The organism is Fretibacterium fastidiosum (genome assembly GCF_964642095.1).
GTDB lineage: Bacteria > Synergistota > Synergistia > Synergistales > Aminobacteriaceae > Fretibacterium > Fretibacterium fastidiosum.
This window is the reverse complement of sequence record NZ_OZ209244.1, coordinates 2,397,450-2,416,832: the sequence shown is the minus strand read 5'-3', so window position 1 is coordinate 2,416,832 and position 19,383 is coordinate 2,397,450. Positions and strand designations below refer to the sequence as shown.

The following is a 19,383-nucleotide window of genomic DNA, read 5'->3' as shown; positions in this document are numbered from 1 at the left end:
AGTCGATTTTTCCTCCGGCGGCGAGGACGCCCGAATCGCGGGGCCTCTCGATGCGGATTCAATTCCGAATGACCTCGTCGATGATCCCGTACCTCTGCGCTTCCTGGGCGGACATGAAGAAATCCCGGTCCGTGTCCTTCTCGACGGTCTCGACCTTCTGGGCCGTGTGATGGGCTATGAGGGCGTTCAGGACCTCGCGCGTCTTGATGAGCTCCTGGGCGAAGAGCGCCACGTCCGAGGCCTGGCCCCCCGCCCCGCCGAGGGGTTGGTGGAGCATGACCTTTGCGTGGGGGAGCGCGCTCCGCCTGCCCTTCGCTCCGGCGGCGAGGAGGACGGCCCCCATGCTCGCCGCCTGACCGATGCAGGTGGTCGCCACCGGACAGGGGACGAACTGCATCGTGTCGTAGATCGCCAGTCCGGCCGACACGCTCCCTCCGGGGCTGTTGATGTACAGGCTGATCTCCTTCTTCTCGTCCCGATTTGCCAGCAGCAACAGTTGTGCGACGATGCCGTTCGCGACCGCGTCGTCGATGGGGCTTCCAAGGAAGACGATGCGGTCCTCGAAGAGACAGCTGTAGACGTCGCGGCCCTCGCCCTTGCGTCCTGTGATCATGATCGTTCCTCCCCAATTATAGTCCATGGTGCCCACGGAATCCCACCCTGGGCTCCGCTTCGGAAAACTGTTCCCGCACCGTCGTTTTCACCTCGTCCACGTTCAGCGCGGCGTCCGGGTTCAGAAGGCGGTGCCGGCCACTCGCCGCGTCCAGGACCTCCAGGCTCTTGTCCGGGTTGTAGCGCTCCTCCATGATCGATTGGCTGAGCTCCGCGATGAAGGCGAAGACCCCGTCCTCGAACGCAATGTCCCTGTAGCGCGCCTTCGCCACGCTCTCCAGGATGCGGGCCGTATCCTGCGGGTTGGGCTCGGCCACCTCCAACTCCCGGAACCGGCGGCGAAACGCCCTGTCGGTGGCGATGTAGCGCTGGTACTCCTCGCACGTCGTCGCCAGGATCAGCTGAAGCCTGGGGTTCGTGACGAGCGGCTTCACGATGTTGGCGACGCTGTTGCTGCCGTGATCGTTGCACAGCCGATGCCCCTCGTCGAAGAACAGGACGATCGAGTGCTCCTCCGCCTCCCGAAACAGATGCTTCAGGCGCAGACCCTGCTCCGAATACGTGGGACATTCGGCAAAAAGCAGGTTCAGATCGATCTCCGCGAGCCTGAAACTCCGGTTCGTCCGGACGAGAAACTGACCGAGCGCTTGGACCGTGGCCGTCTTGCCGACCCCTGGGTCCCCGACCAGGGCGATGTTGTTGTGGTCGGATTGCATCAGGATCCCCGTCAGCCTCTCCAAAAGCTTTTCGTCGACCAGCAGGCCCTGCTGGAAGTTATCGGGGTCGGACAGCTCCTTTCCGAATTTCCTGCAGTTGGGGGGAAGGACCTTCAACCTCATCTCACTCATCTCAAACGCTCCTTTCCGCCGGAACGTCCCCGGTCGGACCGGGGCGCTCAGGCTCCAACAAGTCATCCTCCGGGACGAATTCGAGTTTCCTTCCCTTCCGCTCCCACGCGACGTACCCCTCGAGCATGTTCAGCTCGCAGACACGAACCCTGTTCGAGAACCTGTCTTTGAAGATGTCGTTCAGCATCTGGTCCTGAGTGTGGTGCCAGGCCACCGCGTCGGCATGAGGCAGGAGCTGGCTGACGACTTCATCCCTGCGCGCCTGCCCCAGCGCCTGCCTCAGCGCGTAGAGGTCGCCGTACCCGACGATGAAGCGCACGCTCTCGGGAAAGACGTCCAGGACGTGAAGGAGCCCCCCCCACAGCCCCCACCGTTCCAGGTCCGGCACGAGGAACGTCACCCGGCGCTCCTCAGCGTCGGCGGCCGCACAAAGCCCCGCCAGAGCCACCTGGGCCAGGCCGGCGTTCGTCTCCGGATTGCGCAGCGCCGGCACGAAGAGGGGCTTCGTTGGGGTGCGGACGAATTTTTTGACGTCGAATGGGGCGCCGGATGGGAGCTTCGCCCGCTTTTCCGCCCGAATCATGGCGTTGAAAAGCGCCGCCAGGGAGGAGTGCTGCGCCTGAGCCGTGCGAAGTGCCGAGAGCGCCAGGTGTCCGTTCTGTGTCCCTCCCTTTCCCATGAGCGTCCCCTTGAAGGGAGCAGCGGTGTACTGAAAGAGCCCCATGGTCTCCAGCGCTTTAATTTCCGGCCGGTCCTCCTTCGGAGCGCTTTGCCCCTGGGCCGGGCGGGAGAGCTCCGATCGGCTGCGGGGTGCCGGCTTCCATTCGGGCTGGAAGAAGTTGTCCTCAGGGAATATCCTGGGATCGGGGCCTCGATCGACGGCCGACTCCTCCTTGATTTTTTTGATCTGGCCTTCGATTTCATCTTTGTTGCTGAGAGCGATCGCCTCCATGCCGTCCAGCAGGAGCCTGTGCCTCTTCGCCGCCGTGCGGAGGGCGTGTCCGTCGTCCTCCTGCTTCAGGAGCGCAACCTGGTACTCCAGGTACTGGGCGTTGGTCTGGAACGCCATGTTCTCCCAAAACTCATCGTTTCCCACGTTCAGCCTGAAAGATTTTGGCGTGCAGATCGGGGCCAGGTACTCGGCGGCTGCGGCGGGGGTCGCGCCGAGCTCGGGGTGCTGCAGCACGGGCTGCAGGTAATCGGGGACATTGCCCGCGCCGGATGCCGCGAGATGCCCATCGCCGTACTTCTCGCCCCACCCCCTGGAGTCGAAGACCACCAGGGCGCCCTCCCGTCCATTCCAGGTGCGGATCAGCCTCTCGTATGTCCTCTCCTTCTCCTCGTCGTCGCCGAGGAGCAGCAGGTTGCCGTCACAGCGTTCCATTGCAATAGACCCTCCTTTTTCCCCCGCAGCCTCGTGCGGCGGGCATTTGTCGTTGCAGCCCGAATTATATCTGCGCCTTACCGTTCGGCAAAATGCGTTTGAACCGGAGAGGGGACGCCGGCCCGGCTCCACCGGGGAGGCGATCAAACGCATTTGCAGCGGGGACGCCCTCGCGATAAATTAGGGGCACAACGCAGGCGGGAGGCACAGAGGCTTCCGCAAGACGAAAGGAGAGATTGGTATGTTGGAGAACGGAGTGAATCAGGCGAATGGAGCGGAGAAGGGACAGGCGGTGGTGGCGTCGGGACAGAGCAACGCCCTTGGCATCTGCAGCATCGTGTGCAGCATCGTCAGCATCTTCCTGGCCGCGCTCGTGTTCGCGCCCCTTGGAGTCCTGCTGGGGCTCATCGCGGCCTTCAAGAAGCAGGTGGCTCTCGGCGTCATCGGCATCGTCATCGGCGTCATCTCCCTGCTGCTGTCCCCGTCGTTTCAGCTGTTGCTCGTTGGGATGGGGCTGCGCATGGGGATGCGTTGACGGCAGCCGCCGGCCCGTAAGGCGAAAATTGCGCCTGTGAGACTGGGAAGATCGTTTGGAATTCAGAAAGGAGGAGTTGGAGTATGCGTCGTTTTGAATGGTCCCGCGTTCTGATCGCGCTGCTGGTCGTGGCGCTGCTGTCCCTGGGAGGGTGCGGCGGCGGGGGAGGCGGCTATAAGGGAGGGGATAACCCCGCGCCGGCGCCCAACCCCGGGTCGGGGGGCTACCGCCTCGAGGACTTCAGGGGGGAGTGGAAGGCGGAGGATGCGGCGGGGACCCTCCTCATGGAGGGGAGCGAGGACTCCGTGGCGGGGGAGGTGGTTCGCGTGAAGGTCCTTCCCAGCTCTCAGGTCGCCCTGTCCGTCGAGTATTTCGGAAGCGGGAAGGAGTACTCGTCGAATGCGTTTTCGGAGGCCAGGGAAAGCGCTGCAAACGTCTTTGTCCTCAAGTTCAAGGAGACCGGGGAGACGTCCGGAAGCATGACCTTTACGGTCGTGGACAGCGAGACCCTCAAGGTCGTGGAAACGGGGACGACGCTGGATCGTGGAAAGGTCGGGGAGCTTCGGTACACGCTCCGGCGCGTAAACTCCGCGCTGCCCCAGGAGCCGAACCCCGACCTCAACCCCGGACCGTCCCCCGCACCGGGAGGGCCCGTCGATCTCGCGAGGCTTAACGGAAACTGGAGGCCCTACGACGGGCGCGGCACCTTCACCGGGGCCAACGGGGAAATCCACAAGATGGTCCTCAAATCGACGTCCTTGTTGACCTGCACGTACATCCGACCGCCCAGCCCGTACGCCGGACAGGTGATGATCATGCAGACCTTGAATTGGGCGTCCGAGGAGAGGGGCTCCAGGAGGGGATTCAAGACCGGACACAAGGCGGATACGCCCTGCAGGGGGACGAAGGGCGAGTACGGGACGAAGATCACCTTCGAAGACGGCAGCACGATGGAGATCATCGACCCGAAGACCCCCGCGTACTTTCTGATTCACGAGAAGGGCAGCCTGTACGAGAGGGGCGTCCTGTATCGGTACGATCTGACGTACAGGATCGAGAGGAGGAGCTAAGCGCCGGCAGGCGCGGGCGAAGGACGGACAAAAGCGGAAGGGCTGCGGCCCTTCCGCTTTTTTGACGTTTTTGACGCGGTGCGCTGCCGTGTGGGTTGGCCAGCGGGGTCCCGTCGCCGACCGCCTTCCGTCGGTCGAGCCTCCGGGCTACCACAGCTCCCAACGGGCCTGGTCGGTGTGCAGCAGGTGGTGCGAACGCTCGCCGAGGGGCTTGCCCAGGTAGTCCTCGTAGCACTGCACGATGGAGGGGTTCTCGTGGGAGAAGCGGATGGGGGCCTTTTGGTCCAGGTTCAGCAGCAGGCGTCCGCGCTCCTCTCCCATCTCGACCCCGTCGTGGATGGGCTGGCCGCCGCCGCCGGCACACCCCGTCGGGCAGGCCATCATCTCGACGAAGTCGTACCGGACCTCCCGGTTTCGGATCGCCTCGCAGAGCTGGCGCACGTTCTTCAGCCCGTGGGCCACGGCGACGTTCAGCGACCGGCCCGCGATGTCGAACCGGGCTTCCTGCCAGCTCCCCTTGTAGTTGCGCACCCCCTGGAAGGCGTCCGGGTCCGGATTCTTGCCCGTGACGAGGAAGCAGGCGCTGCGCAGGGCGGCCTCCATGACGCCGCCCGTGGTCCCGAAGATCACGCCCGCGCCGCTTCCGAGGCCGAGGGGCAGGTCGAACTCCTCCTCCTCCAGGGACCTCAGGTCGATGCTCTCCGACCTCAGCAGGCGATCCAGCTCGCGGACGGTCAGGACGACGTCCACGTCGCGCACGCCGGACCCGTTCATCACGGAGACGCCGCACTCGTACTTCTTCGCCGTGCACGGCATGAAGGAGACGTTGTAGATTCGGCCCGGCTCGACGTTCAGGATCTTCGCGTACCAGGACTTCAGGATGGCGCCGAACATCTGCTGGGGGGACTTGGCGCTGGAGAGCAGCGGGACCAGGTCCGGGTACTCCATCTTGGCGAAGCGCACCCACCCCGGACAGCAGGAGGTGAAGAGGGGGAAGCGCTCGGCCGGAGCGTCCTTCAGCATTTGGACGAACTCGCTGCCCTCCTCCATGATGGTGAGGTCCGCCGAGAAGTCCGTGTCGAAGACGTAGTCGAAGCCGATGGCGCGTAGTGCCGCGACCAGGCGGTTTGCGCTGGCCTCCTCGTGCGTGAGGCCCAGCGCCTCGCCCCAGGAGGAGCGGACGGCGGGCGCCAGGGAGGCGACGACGATCTTGTCGCGGTCCGCCAGAGCGCGCAGGACCTCCTTCGTGTCGTCGCGCTCGTAGAGGGCCCCCACGGGGCAGTGGGTGATGCACTGACCGCAGATGGTGCAGCTGGCCTCGGTGATGGTCTTGTTGCCGGAGCAGTCCACCGTGGTTCGTGAGCCCGTCTTGGAGAGGTCCCAGACGTGCATGTCCTGAATCTTGTCGCACACCTGAACGCAGCGCATACACTTGATGCACTTCTGCGCGTCGCGGATGAGGGGGAAGCTCGTGTCCCACTTGAAGTCGGGCTGGTCCTCGTGGTAGGGCGAGGTCAGGATGCCCAGGTCGTTGGCGATGGTCTGCAGGGCGCAGTTGCCGGACCGCGTGCATTCGGCGCAGCGCGCGTTGTGCTGGGAGAGCAGGAGCTCCACGTTGACGCGGCGGGCCTGGCGAACCTTGGGGGTGTTCGTTCGGATGACCATGCCCTCCTCGGCCGCGTTGTTGCACGCGGGGACCAGCTTCTCCAGTCCCTCGACCTCCACGGCGCAGACGCGGCAGGCTCCGATCTCGTTGAGGCCCTTCAAAAAGCACAGGTGCGGGATCGCGATGCGGTTCATCTGAGCGGCCTCCAGGATCGTCGTTCCATCGGGGACCTGAATCGCCTTGTCGTTGATCGTGACGTTTACCATTTCAGCTGACGGCCTCCTTTGAAAACCCCAAATCCGTAGTGGTCGCAGCGCAGGCAGCGATGGGACTCCTGCCGGGCCTCCTCGAGGCTCATGCCGCACTCCACCTTCTCGAAGTCCTGAATGCGCTCCGGGACGGGACGCTCCCGCAGGTTCACGCGGCCGCAGGGCGTCCTGTTGTGGGGCGCGGGCGTCGGGACGTCCACCGGAACCTGAATGACGTGCTGGAAGCCCAGATACTCGTCGATGTTGGCCGCAGCGACCTTGCCCGCGGCGATGGCGCGAATGACGGTGGCCGGCCCGGAGACGCAGTCCCCGCCGGCGAAGATGCCGGGCATCCCGGACACCTCCTCGCTGTCCAGGGAGGCGATGCTCCCCCTTCGGACGGCCACGCCCTCCTTTTCAAACTCCTTGGACTCGATGCCCTGTCCCACGGCCACGATCAGGAGGTCGCAGGCCAGGCGCGTCGGCTCGGTGCTCGCAGGCCGCGGGGTGGGGCGGCCGCCCTTGATGGCGCTGATCATCTGCTGCTGAATCCACAGGGCCTTCGCGTGTCCGGCCTCGTCCACCTCGACGCGCAGGGGCGTCGCCAACTCGTAGATCTGACAGCCCTCGACCTCCGTGGCCTCGACCTCCTCGGCCAGCGCCGTCATGTCCTCCTTGCGCCGGCGGTAGACCATGTCCACGCTCCTGGCGCCGAGCCGCAGCGCGGACCGCGCGCAGTCCATGGCCACGTTGCCACCGCCGATGACCACCACGTCCCTGCCCTTCAGGTCCGGATAGTCGTCGTCGCCGATCCGGCGCAGGATGGAGACGGCGGAGATGACGCCCTTCGCGTCCTCGCCGGGGATGTCGAGGGGCTTGTCGATGTGGGCGCCGATGGCGATGTAGACGGCGTCGAACTCGCGGCGCAGTTTTTCGAGCGGGTAGTCCGGCCCGATGGGGGTCTCCAGGTGGACCTTGACCCCTGCGGAGAGCAACGCGTCGATCTCGCCGTCCAGCGCCTCGCGCGGCAGGCGGTAGGCGGGGATGCCGTAGCGCAGCATGCCACCCAGGTGTTTTCGCTGCTCGAAGATCTCCGGCTCGTGTCCCATCAGGGCGAGGTAGTAGGCCGCCGTGATGCCGCTGGGGCCGCCGCCCACGATGGCCACCCGCTTGCCCGTGCCGGGGGCCTTCTTCTCGATGGGGACCTCCCCCGCGTGCTCCACCGCGTAGAGCTTCAGGCCCCGGATGTTCACGGAGTCGTCCACCATGTTGCGGCGGCAGCGCCGCTCACAGGGGTGCTCGCAGACCATGGCGCACACGGTGGGGAAGGGGTTGTCCTTCCGGATGAGGCGGACAGCGTCCTGGTAGCGCTCCGCGGCGACGAGGGCCACGTAGCCCGGGACGTCCACGTGGGCGGGGCAGAGCGAGACGCAGGGCACCGGCTGCGAGAGCCCGAAGGTGCATCGCCCCTTGGTGACGTGCTCCACGTAGTCGTCGCGGAACCCACGGACCCCCTTCAGGACCATGGAGGCGGCTTCGAACCCGATGGCGCAGTCCGCGGAGTCGTAGATGGCCTCCGCCGTGCGCTCGATCAGGCCGATGGTGTCCAGCGTCCCCCTTCCGTCCAGGATGTCCTCGATGAGGCGCTCGAGCTGCGGCAGCCCCACCCGGCAGGGGACGCACTTGCCGCAGGTCTGTGCGGCGCAGAGCTTCAGAAAGCTGCTGGCGAGGTCCAGCGGACAGAGCCCCGGCGGGCTCGCGATGATCCGGCGTTCGAGGTCCTTGTAGAGGGACTCGACCGTCGCCTGAGCCTGGTTGCTCGTGATGATGCTGAGACGACTCAAAACGATCACTCCCTTACCTTTGGCGTTGCAGAATTGTGGAACGGATTCCTGCCTTCAGCGCGTCGCGAAATTCCTGTTGAATCGGTATAATGATTTTTAAGGAAGGACAGGATTAGTCGGCGTTGACGCGACGACTTGGGACGCGTCCCCGGTGCACGGACGACGCGCCCTTCGGGGAGGTCGCTCAGGAGGCGGGTTAAATGCAGATTAAAACCGATTAACCCTGTTTCCTTAAAAAATGATTTAAAAGGTGCTGTAGGATTATTATAGCAAAAACCGCAGGAAAAAATTCTGAGGAGAAACGGAGGAAGTTTTAATGAAGCGGAAGGTTTCGATGAAACGCAGGGTGGCAATGGGATTTTTTGCGTGGGCTCGCGCCTTCGCCGGTCTGTTCGTCGCTGCCGCGGTGCTTGCCCCGCTCCTCGCGGCGCCCGCGCACGGGGCGGAGGCGGGAGGGGAGAGGCCTGTTCGGGTCCTCTGCCTCAAGGGGCCGACGGGCATGGGGCTCGCCAGGCTCATGGAGGAAGCGGAGGCGGGACGGACGGAGAACCGGTACGAGTTTCAGCTCGCCGTCTCGCCGGAGGACCTGATGGCCCGCTTCGTTCAGGGGGCTGCGGACGTCGTGGCCATGCCCTCCAACATGGCGGCGATCCTGTGGAACAGGACGCAGGGCGGCGTGCGGGTCCTCTCCGCCAGCACGCTGGGGGTGCTGGCCGTCGTCGAGAAGGGGGACGCGATCCACGGCATGGGGGACCTGAGGGGCAGGACCATCCTGGCGTCGGGCCGGGGGGCCTCCCCGGAGTACGTGCTGAACTTCCTCTTGAGGTCGAACGGCCTGGAGCCGGGGACGGACTGCAAGGTCGAGTGGCTCAGCGAACACGCTGCCGTCGTCGCAGGCCTCGCCGCAGGGAAGGGGGACGCGGCCCTGCTGCCGCATCCCTTCGTCGAGGCCGCTGCGATGAAGGTGAAGGGCTTGCGGGAAGCGCTGGACCTGACGGAGGAGTGGCGGCGGCTTGACCTGGGCTCCGAGCTGGTGATGGCCGTCAACGCGGCGGGGCGGGACTACGTGGACTCCCACGGCGCGGAGGTTGCGGCCTTCCTGCGCGAGGCTCGATCGTCCGCGGAGTGGGTCAACGCGCACCCGGCGGAGGCCGCGCGCTTCATCGTGAAGCACGAGGTCCTGGAGGACGCGGGGATCGCGGAGCGGGCCATTCCCCGCTGCGGCATCACGGCTCTTGCGGGAGCGGAGATGCGGAGGGCGCTAAGCGGATACCTCAAGGTGCTGTTCGACGCCGACCCGAGGTCCGTGGGCGGCGTTCTGCCGGACGAAACCTTCTACTATGCCCGATAGGCGGTCCCTCCGCCGGGTTGCCTCCCTCCTGTTCTTCCTCGCGGTCTGGCACGCGCTGGCCCTCCGCTTCTCGGAGGGGATCGCCGTCGCCGCGCCGTCGGACGCGCTGCGCGCCCTCCTGCGCCTCGCGCGCACCGGGGCCTTTTGGAGTGCCCTCGCCTCCTCGGCGGCGCACGTCCTGGGCGGCCTCCTACTGGCGCTGCTTGCGGCGTCGCCCGCCGCGGCGCTCTGCTTCTACTCCGGGACGGCCGAGTTCCTCGTGGCCCCCTTCCTCGCCTTCATGAAGAGTGTGCCCATCGCGGCCGTCGCCATCCTGCTCCTCATCCTGTTCTCGAGCGGCGGCATCGCGCTGGCCGTCGTGGTCGTCGTGGCGTTCCCCATCCTCTGCACGGCGCTTTTGACGGGCGTCCGGGCCGCCGACGCGAAGCTCATCGAGATGGCCAGGGTCTTTCGCTGGAGCGGGCTCAGGCAATGGCGCTGGCTCTTCCTGCCCGCGGCCCGGCCCCACCTGGAGGGCGCGCTCCGCCTCTCCGCGGGGATGGCCTGGAAGGCCGGCATCGCGGCGGAGGTCATCGGCGTCCCTCCCGGCAGCATCGGCGAGGCGCTTTACAGGGCAAAGGTCTTTTTGGCGACGGACGAGCTCTTCGCCTGGGCCGCCGTCGTCATGCTACTGGGGGCGGCCGCGGAGCGGCTGTCCCTGCTGGCGCTGTCCCTCTTCTACCGGCTGCTGCGGATGGGCGGCCGATGAGGGACGTGGAGGTGAGAGGGCTCTCGAAGTCCTTTGGCGGAAGGGTGCTGTTCAGGCGCCTGAACCTGACGTTCCGAGCGGGGGAGATCACCGTGCTGGCGGGGGAGAACGGGGTGGGCAAGACGACGCTCCTTCGCATGATGCTGGGGCTGGAGCGGCCGGATTCGGGGGAAATATCGGGGTTGCCCGACGCCCGGTCGGCCCTCTTTCAGGAGGACCGCCTGCTGCCGGACCTGTCCGCCGCGCGGAACGTGGCCCTGGGCTGCCGGCGTCCGCCTCCGCGGGAGGACGTCCTGCGTGCACTGGATGCGGTGGGGCTGAGGGAGAGCGCCGACGTCCCCGCGAGGGAGCTCTCGGGAGGGATGGCGCGGCGCGCGGCCCTGGTGCGGGCGCTCATGGCGCCGGGGGAACTGGTGCTGCTGGACGAGCCCTTCAGCGGTCTGGATTGGGTGAACCTCCACCGCGCGGCCGCCTTTATCCGGGCCGCCCGTGCGGGGCGCACGCTGATCGCCGTCGTGCACGGCGTGGACGCGGAAGCGGCGCTTGGGGGACGCCTCCTCCGGCTGGAGCCCTCCGGCGCAGCCGAAGGGACGGGGTGAGGGGACGACGGAAGGGGGCTTCGCGCGTTGCGCGAAGCCCCCTTCCGTCGTCCGTCCCCGGTGCGGCTACTTCTGCATCCGCTCCAGGACGACGTTATAGCCTCCCGTGCCGTAGTCAAGACACTTCTTCACCCGGCTGATCGTCGCGGTGCTCGCCCCCGTCTGTTGGGCAATCTGGGGATAGGTCTTGGATTCCTTAAGCAGACGAGCCACCTCGAGCCTTTGAGAGAGCGCCTTGAGCTCGCTGATCGTGGCCACGTCCTCCAGGAAATCGTAAACCTCCTCCTGCGTCTTGAGCGTCAGAAACGCATCGCAAAGCTGATCCGTAAGCGTATCCTTCCAGTTACCCGACATGCAGCAGCATCTCCTTCCACGATAATGCGCTACGGCACACGACCATTTTAGAGAAGTATACCGTAAACGGCGGCGAAAATGCAAATCAATTTATTGAAACTTCGAGAAGAACCGTTTCGTGCCGGAGCGCGGGCCGTCAAAAAGGAGCCCCGGAACGGGCGCTCCTTTCGATGACAGGACGTTCACTGAAAATACTTTGCCGACGGGGACTTTCGGCGGGCCGCGTTCAGGGCGACCAGCAGTTTCTCGCGGAAGCCGTCCAGGCCGTCCATCCCCTCCGTCGGCCTGGCCAGCAGGTGGTTCCCGACGTACAGGGCGTCCCCGACGAGGTGGAGGTCGTAGGGGGCAAGCTCCAGCTGGAGGTCGGCGTCGAGGGCCTCCCGGGCTTTCGTCAGGGCCTCGCGCGCCGCCAGCGTCTTTTTGCCGCCCCACACGGGCAGGCCGTCAACGGTGAGGTCGATCCGGTCTTTCGTCTCCTGGAAGCCGGTCCTGAGGAGCCCCAGGGGGTACTTTCGGCGCACGGGAATCCCGCGCTCACGAAGCGTCTTCAGGACGGCCTCGAGACGCCGCCTGGAGGTGGGGTGGTCCATGTAGATGCCGTAGTCACGGATGGGCTGTCGCAGGTCCTGGTCCATGAACTTCTCGATCAGGGTCACCATCCCCGTGGGGGAGTAGTAGTCCGAGGCGATGAGGGCTTCCAGCCCCAGACGGTCCGCCTCCGTCTCCAGCTCTATGGAGTAGGCGTTCGTGATGGCGAGCTGCGCGACCTGAGCCAGGAGGATGGGCGCCCCGGCCCCGCCGCTCAGGAGCATCACGGCCAGCGCGGCGATCGAGACCTTGTTGGCCTCAGCCGCCATGCGCAGGCTGTGCTTGCGGTCCGCGTGACTCATCTCGTGGGCCATCACCGCCGCGATCTCGGAGTCCGTCTTCAGGAGGTCCAGGAGACCCGAAGTGAAGAAGATGAAGCCGCCGGGCAGGCAGAAGGCGTTGAGCGCCTCCGTCTTCACCAGGCGGATCTCGTAGGGGATGCGGCGCTGCATGTGGGGTTCCAGTCGGTTGAGGATCATGGTGAGGCGGGCGATGGCGGCGGGGTTGGATTCCAGGGGCCACTGCCGCTCGATCTGTTCCAGCGCCCTTCGCCCGATGGCCCGCTCCTTCTCCAGGTCGGGGTCGTCGAAGATGTCCCCGGACGCGACCGTCTGTGGGGCCGCAGCGCCGCTTTTGCTCCTGGGCTTCGCGGCGGCGGGGGCCGGAGCGGGCACGAGGGCTTCCAGGGCGAGGACGAGCAGGAGGAGGCGGCAGAGGCCGCGCTTCAAGGCCCTTGAGCGCGTCAAAGGAACGCCCCTCCCATCCGTTCGTAGCTCGTCGCCGCTGAGCGCCCCTTCGCCATGGAGGTCAGCTGCTCCCGCAGCCCGGCGGAGTACCGCTCCAGCAGGCGCTTGGACTCGTCCCCGGCCTTCATGAGGTCCTCCGCCGCGTCGCGGGCCTCGTCCAGCATCGCGGACACCTCGCGGTCGTCGGGGAAGAGGGCCCGAAAGCGCTCCCAGAAGCCCTCCGTGCCGGCCGGCCCGTCGATCCCGGCGGAGCCCAGGAGGTCGCCCCAGGAGTCCGCCAGAAGCTGGAGGCGGGCGATAACGTCGTCCTTTTCCTGAAGGATCTGCAGCAGTTCCTCCATGTCCTCGTTGAGGACGATGGCCTCCTGTTCACGGGAAACCATCGCCCTCAGGGTCCTGTACAGCTGAATCTCCTGTGCAAGCAGGCCCTTTGCGTCGCGGACGAGGTTAGCCGGCAAGGTTGACCCCACCCGCCTTTCGTGGCGGGAGCGTGGTGGGGGCGGTTCCGGGTCGGGCCGGCGTCTCCGCGCCCGACGCCCCCGTGCCCTGAAGCTCCGCCAGGGCGTTCTTCAGGTCCTCATCCTCCGGGTGGGCGGCCTGATACTCCTGCAGCAGCTTGACCAGCGCGCCCTCCCAGGCGGTCTTCAGCTCCTCCAGCATCGTGCGCACGGTGCGCAGGTTCTCCGGCTCCTTCTTGACGTTGGCGTCCACCAGGAGCTGGTACATGTAATCGTAGAGGCGCATCAGTCCCTGGGCCATCTCGCCGCCCCGCTCCGTGTTCAGCGTCACCATGAGCTCACGGATGACCTCCTGGGCCCGAATGATCTCGCGGTTGGCCGCGCTCAGGTCCTTTTCGGACTCCTCGCCCGTCAGAGCCGCCTCCGCCATGCGGCAGGCCTTGATGCCGATGTCGTAGGTGATCAGCAGGAGCTGTTCCTTCGTCGCCGTCGATATCTGCGTTGCCTGATAGGCAAAATGTGCGTTGTTCCTGTTTTCCATAGGCGATATCCCTCCTGGTAATTATTGTCGGCCGTTCGGGAGAGAATTTTTACTCTTTGCCCCCGTCCCCTGCACGGGATGGACCGGGCAACCTGCCGTCTTCCGCCGGACGCATTAAAATCCGCGGCCTCCCTGCAGGAGGCCGCGGAGGACTTTGGCGTGCGCTACAGGGCGTTCTTCAGGTCCGCCTCGGAGGTGACCGTCGTCACCTTGACGACCTTGCCCTTGCTGAGCTCGACCACCGCGGGCATCTTGGCGGTGACCTCCAGCTTGTCCGCCATGAGGGAGTTGCGATAGCCGTCGATGACTGGGATCTTGACGTCGCGGGCCTTGGCCTCGGCCTCTGCGGCGTTGGAGAGCTTCGCCTGCTTCTCGTCGATGCTGGAGTAGAAGAAGGCCTTGACGTGCTCCGGCTCCAGGAGCGTGGAGCGCAGGTGCACCTGCTCGTTGATGTAGGCGGAGGCCGCCATGGCGGCGACGGAGCCGTCGGCGGCGGCGGTGATGACCTGACGCAGGTACTTGCTGCGGACGTCGCCCGCGGCGAAGATCCCCTCCACGGAAGTCTCCATGTGGTCGTTCGTGATGATCCAGCCGCCCTTCTCGGCCTTCACCAGCCCCCGCACGCAGTCGTCATCGGGGGCCTGTCCCACGAACATGAAGACGCCGGAGACGGCCAGGTTGGAGACCTCGCCGGTCTTGACGTTCTTCAGGACCAGGTTTTCCACCATGCCGTCGCCCTCGATCTTCTCGACGACGCTGTTCCAAACGGGGACGATCTTGGGGTTGGAGAGCGCCTGGGCGATGGCCGCGCGGTCGGCGCGGAACTCGTCGCGGCGGTGGATGATGTAGACCTTGGACGCGAACTTCGTGAGGTAAGCGCCCTCCTCCACGGCGGTGTTGCCGCCGCCCACGACCGCGACCTCGAGGTCCTCGAAGAAGGCGCCGTCGCAGACGGCGCAGAAGCTGACGCCCTGGCCGATGTGCTCGGCCTCGCCCTCGCAGCCCAGGCGGCGGAAGTGCGCGCCCGTCGCCACGATGATGGCCTCGGCCTCGATCTCGTTCGTCTCGTCGCCCTTCTTGGTGACGACGATCTTCTTGTCGCCGCGGAGCTCGACCTTGGAGTCGTCCACCGTGCGGATATCCGTGTTGAACTTCAGCGCGTGCTGGTGCAGCATCTCGCCGACCTCGGGTCCCGTGGCGTGCGGCACTCCGGGGTAGTTCTCGATCTCGTCGGTGATGTTGATCTGCCCGCCCGTCCTGCCCCTCTCCAGAAGGAGGACGTCCAGCCCGGCGCGACGTCCATAGATGGCCGCGGACATGCCCGCAGGGCCTGCGCCAATGATAACGAGCTCACGCTTTTCCATAACTTCATCGACTCCTTAAAGGTTAATGATTGATTTGCCTCAGCCTGGCCGCCGGGCGGGGCAGCCCTTGCAGGTCCTCCGACGCGCGCCAGAGCCGTTCTTTAGGTATTATCCCCGATATTTTAAAACAACGCAACGAAGAATTGCGGAGTCGTCCGCGATCCTCTGAAGGAACGAGAAAGCCCGGTCGGGGGAGCGCTCCACAGCGTCCCGAATGGCGCGGGCCTGGTCGCTCTCTCCCGTCTCGAGGATGACGAAAGCCCCCGGCTTGAGCCACGCCGGGGCGCTCGCCAGGAGCGCCCGGTAGCAGTCCATCCCATCCACGCCTCCGTCCAGCGCCAGGTGGGGTTCATGGTCCCGCACCTCGCGCATGAGGCGGGGGATCGCGCCCCTCGGAATGTAGGGGGGGTTGCTGATCAGGAGGTCGCACTCGCCCCGGACGGCGATGTCCTCCGGAGCGTCGGTGGGGAGGAGGCGGGCCCTGGAGCTCAGGTTCCAGCGGGCCAGGTTCTCGGCCGCCCACCGCAGGGCGTCGGGCGATCGCTCCGCCAGGATGCCGCGGGCCAGGGGGCGCTCCAGGAGGAGCGTCGCGGCGATGCAGGCGCTGCCCGTGCCCCAGTCCAGGAACGTGAAGGGCGCGTCCTGCGGGAGGAGGTCCAGGGCGGCCCGAACGAGGACCTCTGTGTCCCGCCTCGGGACGAGGACGCCGGGCCCCACGCGGAAGTCGCGCCCCCAGAAGTCCGCCGTCCCCAGGACGTACTGCAGGGGCTCTCCGGCCTCACGGCGACGCACCCCGGCCTCCAGCGCCTCCGGCAGGACGACCTCCCTCTCCAGGTGCGCCAGAAGCTCCGCCGAGGTGAGGCGGAGGCCGTCGCAGAGCAGCCATCGCGCCTCCTGCACCGCGTTGACCGCGCCCGCGGCAGCGAGGCGCTTCCGGATGGACGTCAGGTGTGCACGCAGGGTTGCGCTTCCCGCGCTCATCACTCCTCCAGGTGTTCGAGTTTCTGCGTCTGCTCCGCGAGGATCATGGCGTCGATCATCTCGAAGAGGTCCCCGTCGAGGTAGTTGTCCAGCTTGTAGAGGGTGAGGTTGATTCGGTGGTCCGTGATGCGGTTCTGAGGGAAGTTGTAGGTGCGGATGCGCTCGGAGCGGTCCCCGGACCCGATCATGCCGCGTCGCTCGCTGGCCTGTTCGGCGTTCTGCTTCTCCTGCTCCAGGGCGTACAGCCTGGCCTTGAGGTAGGCCATGGCCCGCGCGCGGTTCTTGATCTGGGAGCGCTCGTCCTGACACGTGGCCACGATGCCCGTCGGCAGGTGCGTGATGCGCACGGCGGAGTCCGTCATGTTGACGTGCTGCCCTCCGGCGCCGCTGGAACGATAGGTGTCGACCTTCAGGTCCTCGGGGCGGATCTCGATCTCGATGTCCTCCACTTCGGGCATCACCGCCACCGTTGCGCTCGAGGTGTGGATGCGGCCGCTGGCCTCCGTCACCGGCACGCGCTGAACCCTGTGCCCGCCGCTCTCGTACTTCATCATGCTGTAGGCGCCGTGGCTGTCGATGCGGAAGATGACCTCCTTATAGCCGCCAAGGCCTATGAGGCTGCTGTCGATGACCTCGATCTTCCAGCGCTGCCGCTCGCAGAAGCGGGTGTACATGCGATAGAGGTCAGCCGCAAAGAGCGCCGCCTCGTCGCCGCCGACGCCCGCTCGAATCTCCACGATGACGCTCTTTTCGTCGTTGGGGTCCTTGGGGAGAAGGAGGATCGTCAGCTCCTTTTCAAAGTTCTCGATCTGAGGCTCAAGCTCGCTCAGCTCCTCCCTGGCCAGCTCCGCGATCTCCGGGTCGCCGCCCTTCAGGAGGTCCCTGGCCTCCGCGATGCTGGCGACGGCGGCGCGGTACGCGCGGTACTTCTCCACGACGGGCTCCAGTTGAGCTCGTTTCTTTCCCAGGTCCTGAAGCGCCCTGGGGTCCGAGGCCGTGGCCGGGTCCCCCATCCGCTCCTCGATGTCTAGGAACTCCTTCTCTATGGCCTGAAGCTTGGGCTCGATGTTCATGAGTTGTCCTCCATTGATTCCTTAACGGGCTGTCCTTCGGGGAGCTCCTCGTCATCCCCGGTCCCCATCGCCGTGTTCAGGGAGGTCAGGGCCACCTCCGCCTGTCCGAGGTCCGGCTCCCTGGTCGTCAGGTACTGCAGGGAGAGGAAGGGGGCGATGACGATGCGCCCCAGCCGGCCCGAGTCCGCGGCGAAGCGGATGATCTCGTAGGAGGTGCCGATCACGATGGGTAGGAGCAGGACCCGCAGGACGACGCGACGAAAGAAGCTGCCCCCTCCCACGATGGAGAACACGGCGATGCTGACGAGGACGGCGATCAGGAGAAAGGAGGTCCCACAGCGGGGGTGGATGCGGGAGCAGGTCAGGATGTTCTCCGGCGTCATCTCCAGGCCGCTCTCGAAGGCGTTGATCGTCTTGTGTTCGGCCCCGTGGTAGCAGAACACGCGGCGAATGTCGCCCCACAGTCCGATGACTCCGACGTAGCTGATGAAGATGAGCGCCCGGACGACGCCCTCAAGCATGTTGGTCCACAGAGGGGACAGGCCGGGAAGCTCGGCGACCCAGAGGGGCAGGGCCACGAAGAGCCCGCCAACGGCGGCGACGCCGACCGCGATGGCGACGAGGAGGTCCTTGAGGGTCAGCGTCTCCTCCTGCTCCTCAAGGGCGACCTCCGCGGAGCGCGACAGCGCCTTGAACCCCGTTGCCATCATCTCGCACAGGACGACCGCCCCGCGAAGGACGGGCAGCTTCCAGGGGAAGCGCTTCGTCCGGGAGCTGTTGGGCCAGTGCTCGCGAAAGATGCCGCCGGTGGGCCTGCGGACGGCCAGGCCCCAGCGGGCGGGGCCCTTCATCAGGACGCCCTCGATGACGGCCTGTCCACCCACGGGAACGCGCTTCGCCTCCCCGGTCACAAGGCGGGAGGCCGCGATGGCGGCCAGCAGCCAAAGTTTAATCCTCGACAAGAAGATCCTCCATATCCTTAAACGGCCTGCCGCAGGGTTTGACCTCGCCGCAGGCGCCAAAAATGCAGGACGGACCGGCCTTTTTAAACAGGACGGGGGCCTCCTGCCTGCACAGGAGGAGCATCCGTCGGGCCAGCGCGCGAATCTCCCACTGGGCGCGGCGGCAGAGGCGCAGGTGGAAGAAGTGGTGCAGCTCCCGCGCGTTCATCGTCAGGACCAGCCGCGTCTCCCAGCCGTGGGGCAGGATGAAGCGGGCGTCCTCCGCCGGGACCCCCAGCTCGACGAGCCTCCGGTAGGCGGCGAAGGAGGCCTCGGACTGTCGCCGGAACAGAGCCTCGGCTTCGGGCATGTCCGCGACGGAGGGGGGGACGATGACCGAGGAGCCCGTCATCCGGACGTAACGCTGGCTCTGCTGGCTGAAGCTGGCCATGCGGTGCCGCACCAGCTGGTGCGAGGCCACGCGGCTCAGCCCGTCCACGGCGAAGGTGAAGGAGGCGTGCTCGAAGGTGGAGAGGTGTCCGCTCCGCCACAGCTGGTCCAGGAGTGCCTCGGAGAGGGACTCCCTCTCTCCGGCGAGGAGGTCCGCCGCCGTGACGTCCCTGTAGCAGATGCGGGCCGCCGCCGCCACCAGCTCGTCCGGATGGGGCGTGTGCGCCAACAGGGCAACGGTGCAGGGCATGATAAAAAAAGGGGCTCTTGCGGGCCCCTTCCTTCCTCTCTGCTAAACGTCCGTCTTCTGGCCGTAGTGGATGCCCTGGTACTTCTTCTGGAACTTTTCGAGACGGCCGGCCTCGGAGAGGACGCGCCCCTTCTTGCCGGAGTAGAAGGGATGGCACTGCGAACAGACGCCAACGCGGATCTCCTTCATCGTGGAACGGGTGGTGAACGTGTTGCCGCAGGCGCAGGTCACCTTGCAATCCTGGTATTCGGGATGAATGTCCTTCTTCATAAACGAAACACCTCCAAAAAGCGGAATCCTTTACCTTAAAGCCTGAGGACGGGGCCGATCAATGGCGCAGGCCAAGTCGCTCGATCAGGCTCTTGTAGCGGTTGAAGTCCTTTTCCTTGAGGTAGCGCAGGAGCTTGCGCCGGCTTCCGACCATCTTCAGAAGGCCGCGGCGGGAGTGAAAGTCCTTGCTGTGGGCCTTCAAATGCTCCGTCAGCTCGCGGATGCGCTCCGTCAACACGGCCACCTGAACCTCGGGGGAGCCGGTGTCGGACTCGTGCGTCCGGTACTCGCTGATGACTTCCTGTTTCTTTTCCTTCGGGATCATTTCGTTCACCTCTGTCTCTAATCGTGCCGCATGACCAGGGATTCGTCCGATCCGAGACGACATCCTGAGTGCAGGGCCGAAGCGTATATTAGCATTTTAGGACACGCGCCGCAAGTGGGGCCTTGACGAGGGCGCCGCGCGGGGGGCCGCACGTCCCCTTCCTAGGGCCTCTAGTGTAGAATAACGTTGCGGGCGTG

The 19,383-nt window shown here is 65.9% G+C and carries 21 protein-coding genes; 5 read left to right on the top strand and 16 right to left on the bottom strand.

The window, feature by feature from the left end:
• Positions 1–58 precede the first annotated feature (58 nt).
• The 3 genes from ACK28C_RS10895 to ACK28C_RS10885 are packed head-to-tail and all read right to left on the bottom strand — an operon-like array spanning position 59 to position 2,844.
• Positions 59–613 (bottom strand): ATP-dependent Clp protease proteolytic subunit, encoded by a 555-nt coding sequence (locus ACK28C_RS10895; RefSeq protein WP_015556606.1) that lies wholly within the window; start codon positions 611–613, stop codon positions 59–61.
• A 16-nt stretch (positions 614–629) separates the two neighbouring features.
• A complete protein-coding gene (locus tag ACK28C_RS10890; protein ID WP_015556607.1) occupies positions 630–1,460 on the bottom strand; it encodes an AAA family ATPase in 831 nt (276 codons plus the stop codon).
• A gap of 1 nt (position 1,461) precedes the next feature.
• Entirely contained in the window at positions 1,462–2,844 is a 1,383-nt protein-coding gene (locus ACK28C_RS10885; protein WP_409152171.1) for a hypothetical protein, read from the bottom strand.
• Between the two features lie 241 nt (positions 2,845–3,085).
• Between ACK28C_RS10885 and ACK28C_RS10880 the strand changes: the two genes are divergently transcribed.
• Positions 3,086–3,379, top strand: coding sequence for a hypothetical protein (locus tag ACK28C_RS10880; protein WP_015556609.1), 294 nt, complete (start codon positions 3,086–3,088; stop codon positions 3,377–3,379).
• 83 nt (positions 3,380–3,462) lie between these two features.
• Complete coding sequence (locus ACK28C_RS10875) at positions 3,463–4,449, top strand: hypothetical protein (protein ID WP_409152170.1); 987 nt, start codon at positions 3,463–3,465, stop codon at positions 4,447–4,449.
• 147 nt (positions 4,450–4,596) lie between these two features.
• On the opposite strand, the gene ACK28C_RS10870 is transcribed toward ACK28C_RS10875, so the two are convergent.
• Both ACK28C_RS10870 and ACK28C_RS10865 read right to left on the bottom strand, forming a co-directional pair.
• Complete coding sequence (locus ACK28C_RS10870; protein ID WP_409152169.1) at positions 4,597–6,321, bottom strand: [FeFe] hydrogenase, group A; 1,725 nt, start codon at positions 6,319–6,321, stop codon at positions 4,597–4,599.
• On the bottom strand, positions 6,315–8,156 hold the full coding sequence (locus tag ACK28C_RS10865) for an NAD(P)-binding protein (RefSeq protein ID WP_409152168.1): 1,842 nt from the start codon (positions 8,154–8,156) through the stop codon (positions 6,315–6,317). Before ACK28C_RS10865 ends, ACK28C_RS10870 begins: the two co-directional genes overlap by 7 nt.
• A gap of 307 nt (positions 8,157–8,463) precedes the next feature.
• On the opposite strand from ACK28C_RS10865, the gene ACK28C_RS10860 reads away from it, so the two are divergent.
• From ACK28C_RS10860 to ACK28C_RS10850, 3 genes are read left to right on the top strand one after another with little or no spacing between them, the layout of a single operon-like run.
• A complete protein-coding gene (locus ACK28C_RS10860; protein WP_015556610.1) occupies positions 8,464–9,498 on the top strand; it encodes an ABC transporter substrate-binding protein in 1,035 nt (344 codons plus the stop codon).
• Positions 9,488–10,246, top strand: a complete 759-nt coding sequence (locus ACK28C_RS10855; protein WP_409152167.1) for an ABC transporter permease — start codon at positions 9,488–9,490, stop codon at positions 10,244–10,246. The genes ACK28C_RS10860 and ACK28C_RS10855 overlap by 11 nt, the downstream gene beginning before the upstream one ends.
• Positions 10,243–10,845, top strand: coding sequence for an ATP-binding cassette domain-containing protein (locus ACK28C_RS10850; RefSeq protein WP_015556611.1), 603 nt, complete (start codon positions 10,243–10,245; stop codon positions 10,843–10,845). The genes ACK28C_RS10855 and ACK28C_RS10850 overlap by 4 nt, the downstream gene beginning before the upstream one ends.
• Positions 10,846–10,911: 66 nt before the next feature.
• Here ACK28C_RS10850 and ACK28C_RS10845 read toward each other — a convergent pair whose 3' ends face one another.
• The 11 genes from ACK28C_RS10845 to rpsO form a co-directional block, all read right to left on the bottom strand.
• Positions 10,912–11,199: a YerC/YecD family TrpR-related protein gene (locus ACK28C_RS10845; protein WP_015556612.1), complete on the bottom strand. Its 288-nt coding sequence runs from the start codon at positions 11,197–11,199 to the stop codon at positions 10,912–10,914.
• 182 nt (positions 11,200–11,381) lie between these two features.
• Complete coding sequence (locus ACK28C_RS10840) at positions 11,382–12,533, bottom strand: M48 family metalloprotease (RefSeq protein WP_208873226.1); 1,152 nt, start codon at positions 12,531–12,533, stop codon at positions 11,382–11,384.
• Positions 12,530–12,991: a flagellar export chaperone FlgN gene (flgN, locus tag ACK28C_RS10835; protein WP_208873227.1), complete on the bottom strand. Its 462-nt coding sequence runs from the start codon at positions 12,989–12,991 to the stop codon at positions 12,530–12,532. Before flgN ends, ACK28C_RS10840 begins: the two co-directional genes overlap by 4 nt.
• A complete protein-coding gene (gene fliS / locus ACK28C_RS10830; protein ID WP_015556613.1) occupies positions 12,981–13,532 on the bottom strand; it encodes a flagellar export chaperone FliS in 552 nt (183 codons plus the stop codon). Before fliS ends, flgN begins: the two co-directional genes overlap by 11 nt.
• Positions 13,533–13,696: 164 nt before the next feature.
• Positions 13,697–14,896, bottom strand: coding sequence for a thioredoxin-disulfide reductase (trxB, locus tag ACK28C_RS10825; protein WP_015556614.1), 1,200 nt, complete (start codon positions 14,894–14,896; stop codon positions 13,697–13,699).
• Positions 14,897–15,004: 108 nt separating this feature from the next.
• Positions 15,005–15,877, bottom strand: coding sequence for a peptide chain release factor N(5)-glutamine methyltransferase (prmC, locus tag ACK28C_RS10820; protein ID WP_409152166.1), 873 nt, complete (start codon positions 15,875–15,877; stop codon positions 15,005–15,007).
• Positions 15,877–16,950 (bottom strand): peptide chain release factor 1, encoded by a 1,074-nt coding sequence (prfA, locus tag ACK28C_RS10815; RefSeq protein WP_015556616.1) that lies wholly within the window; start codon positions 16,948–16,950, stop codon positions 15,877–15,879. The genes prmC and prfA overlap by 1 nt, the downstream gene beginning before the upstream one ends.
• Complete coding sequence (locus tag ACK28C_RS10810) at positions 16,947–17,912, bottom strand: DUF1385 domain-containing protein (RefSeq protein ID WP_243440616.1); 966 nt, start codon at positions 17,910–17,912, stop codon at positions 16,947–16,949. The genes prfA and ACK28C_RS10810 overlap by 4 nt, the downstream gene beginning before the upstream one ends.
• Entirely contained in the window at positions 17,899–18,591 is a 693-nt protein-coding gene (thyX, locus tag ACK28C_RS10805; RefSeq protein WP_409152165.1) for an FAD-dependent thymidylate synthase, read from the bottom strand. Before thyX ends, ACK28C_RS10810 begins: the two co-directional genes overlap by 14 nt.
• 42 nt (positions 18,592–18,633) lie before the next feature.
• Positions 18,634–18,861 carry a 50S ribosomal protein L31 gene (rpmE, locus tag ACK28C_RS10800; protein ID WP_015556617.1) on the bottom strand — a complete coding sequence of 76 codons (228 nt, stop codon included), beginning with the start codon at positions 18,859–18,861 and terminating at the stop codon, positions 18,634–18,636.
• 58 nt (positions 18,862–18,919) lie between these two features.
• Positions 18,920–19,186, bottom strand: coding sequence for a 30S ribosomal protein S15 (rpsO, locus tag ACK28C_RS10795; RefSeq protein WP_015556618.1), 267 nt, complete (start codon positions 19,184–19,186; stop codon positions 18,920–18,922).
• Positions 19,187–19,383 lie beyond the last annotated feature (197 nt).

What these genes read in the sequence shown, in the direction of transcription:
- ACK28C_RS10850 (WP_015556611.1), top strand. Translation starts at nt 10,243, where the DNA reads ATGAGGGACGTGGAGGTGAGAGGGCTCTCGAAGTCCTTTGGCGGAAGG.
- thyX (WP_409152165.1), bottom strand. Translation starts at nt 18,591, where the DNA reads ATGCCCTGCACCGTTGCCCTGTTGGCGCACACGCCCCATCCGGACGAG.
- ACK28C_RS10890 (WP_015556607.1), bottom strand. Translation starts at nt 1,460, where the DNA reads ATGAGTGAGATGAGGTTGAAGGTCCTTCCCCCCAACTGCAGGAAATTC.
- ACK28C_RS10875 (WP_409152170.1), top strand. Translation starts at nt 3,463, where the DNA reads ATGCGTCGTTTTGAATGGTCCCGCGTTCTGATCGCGCTGCTGGTCGTG.
- prmC (WP_409152166.1), bottom strand. Translation starts at nt 15,877, where the DNA reads ATGAGCGCGGGAAGCGCAACCCTGCGTGCACACCTGACGTCCATCCGG.
- ACK28C_RS10845 (WP_015556612.1), bottom strand. Translation starts at nt 11,199, where the DNA reads ATGTCGGGTAACTGGAAGGATACGCTTACGGATCAGCTTTGCGATGCG.
- ACK28C_RS10880 (WP_015556609.1), top strand. Translation starts at nt 3,086, where the DNA reads ATGTTGGAGAACGGAGTGAATCAGGCGAATGGAGCGGAGAAGGGACAG.
- trxB (WP_015556614.1), bottom strand. Translation starts at nt 14,896, where the DNA reads ATGGAAAAGCGTGAGCTCGTTATCATTGGCGCAGGCCCTGCGGGCATG.
- ACK28C_RS10870 (WP_409152169.1), bottom strand. Translation starts at nt 6,321, where the DNA reads ATGGTAAACGTCACGATCAACGACAAGGCGATTCAGGTCCCCGATGGA.
- ACK28C_RS10885 (WP_409152171.1), bottom strand. Translation starts at nt 2,844, where the DNA reads ATGGAACGCTGTGACGGCAACCTGCTGCTCCTCGGCGACGACGAGGAG.
- ACK28C_RS10855 (WP_409152167.1), top strand. Translation starts at nt 9,488, where the DNA reads ATGCCCGATAGGCGGTCCCTCCGCCGGGTTGCCTCCCTCCTGTTCTTC.
- rpsO (WP_015556618.1), bottom strand. Translation starts at nt 19,186, where the DNA reads ATGATCCCGAAGGAAAAGAAACAGGAAGTCATCAGCGAGTACCGGACG.
- ACK28C_RS10860 (WP_015556610.1), top strand. Translation starts at nt 8,464, where the DNA reads ATGAAGCGGAAGGTTTCGATGAAACGCAGGGTGGCAATGGGATTTTTT.
- fliS (WP_015556613.1), bottom strand. Translation starts at nt 13,532, where the DNA reads ATGGAAAACAGGAACAACGCACATTTTGCCTATCAGGCAACGCAGATA.
- prfA (WP_015556616.1), bottom strand. Translation starts at nt 16,950, where the DNA reads ATGAACATCGAGCCCAAGCTTCAGGCCATAGAGAAGGAGTTCCTAGAC.
- rpmE (WP_015556617.1), bottom strand. Translation starts at nt 18,861, where the DNA reads ATGAAGAAGGACATTCATCCCGAATACCAGGATTGCAAGGTGACCTGC.
- ACK28C_RS10895 (WP_015556606.1), bottom strand. Translation starts at nt 613, where the DNA reads ATGATCACAGGACGCAAGGGCGAGGGCCGCGACGTCTACAGCTGTCTC.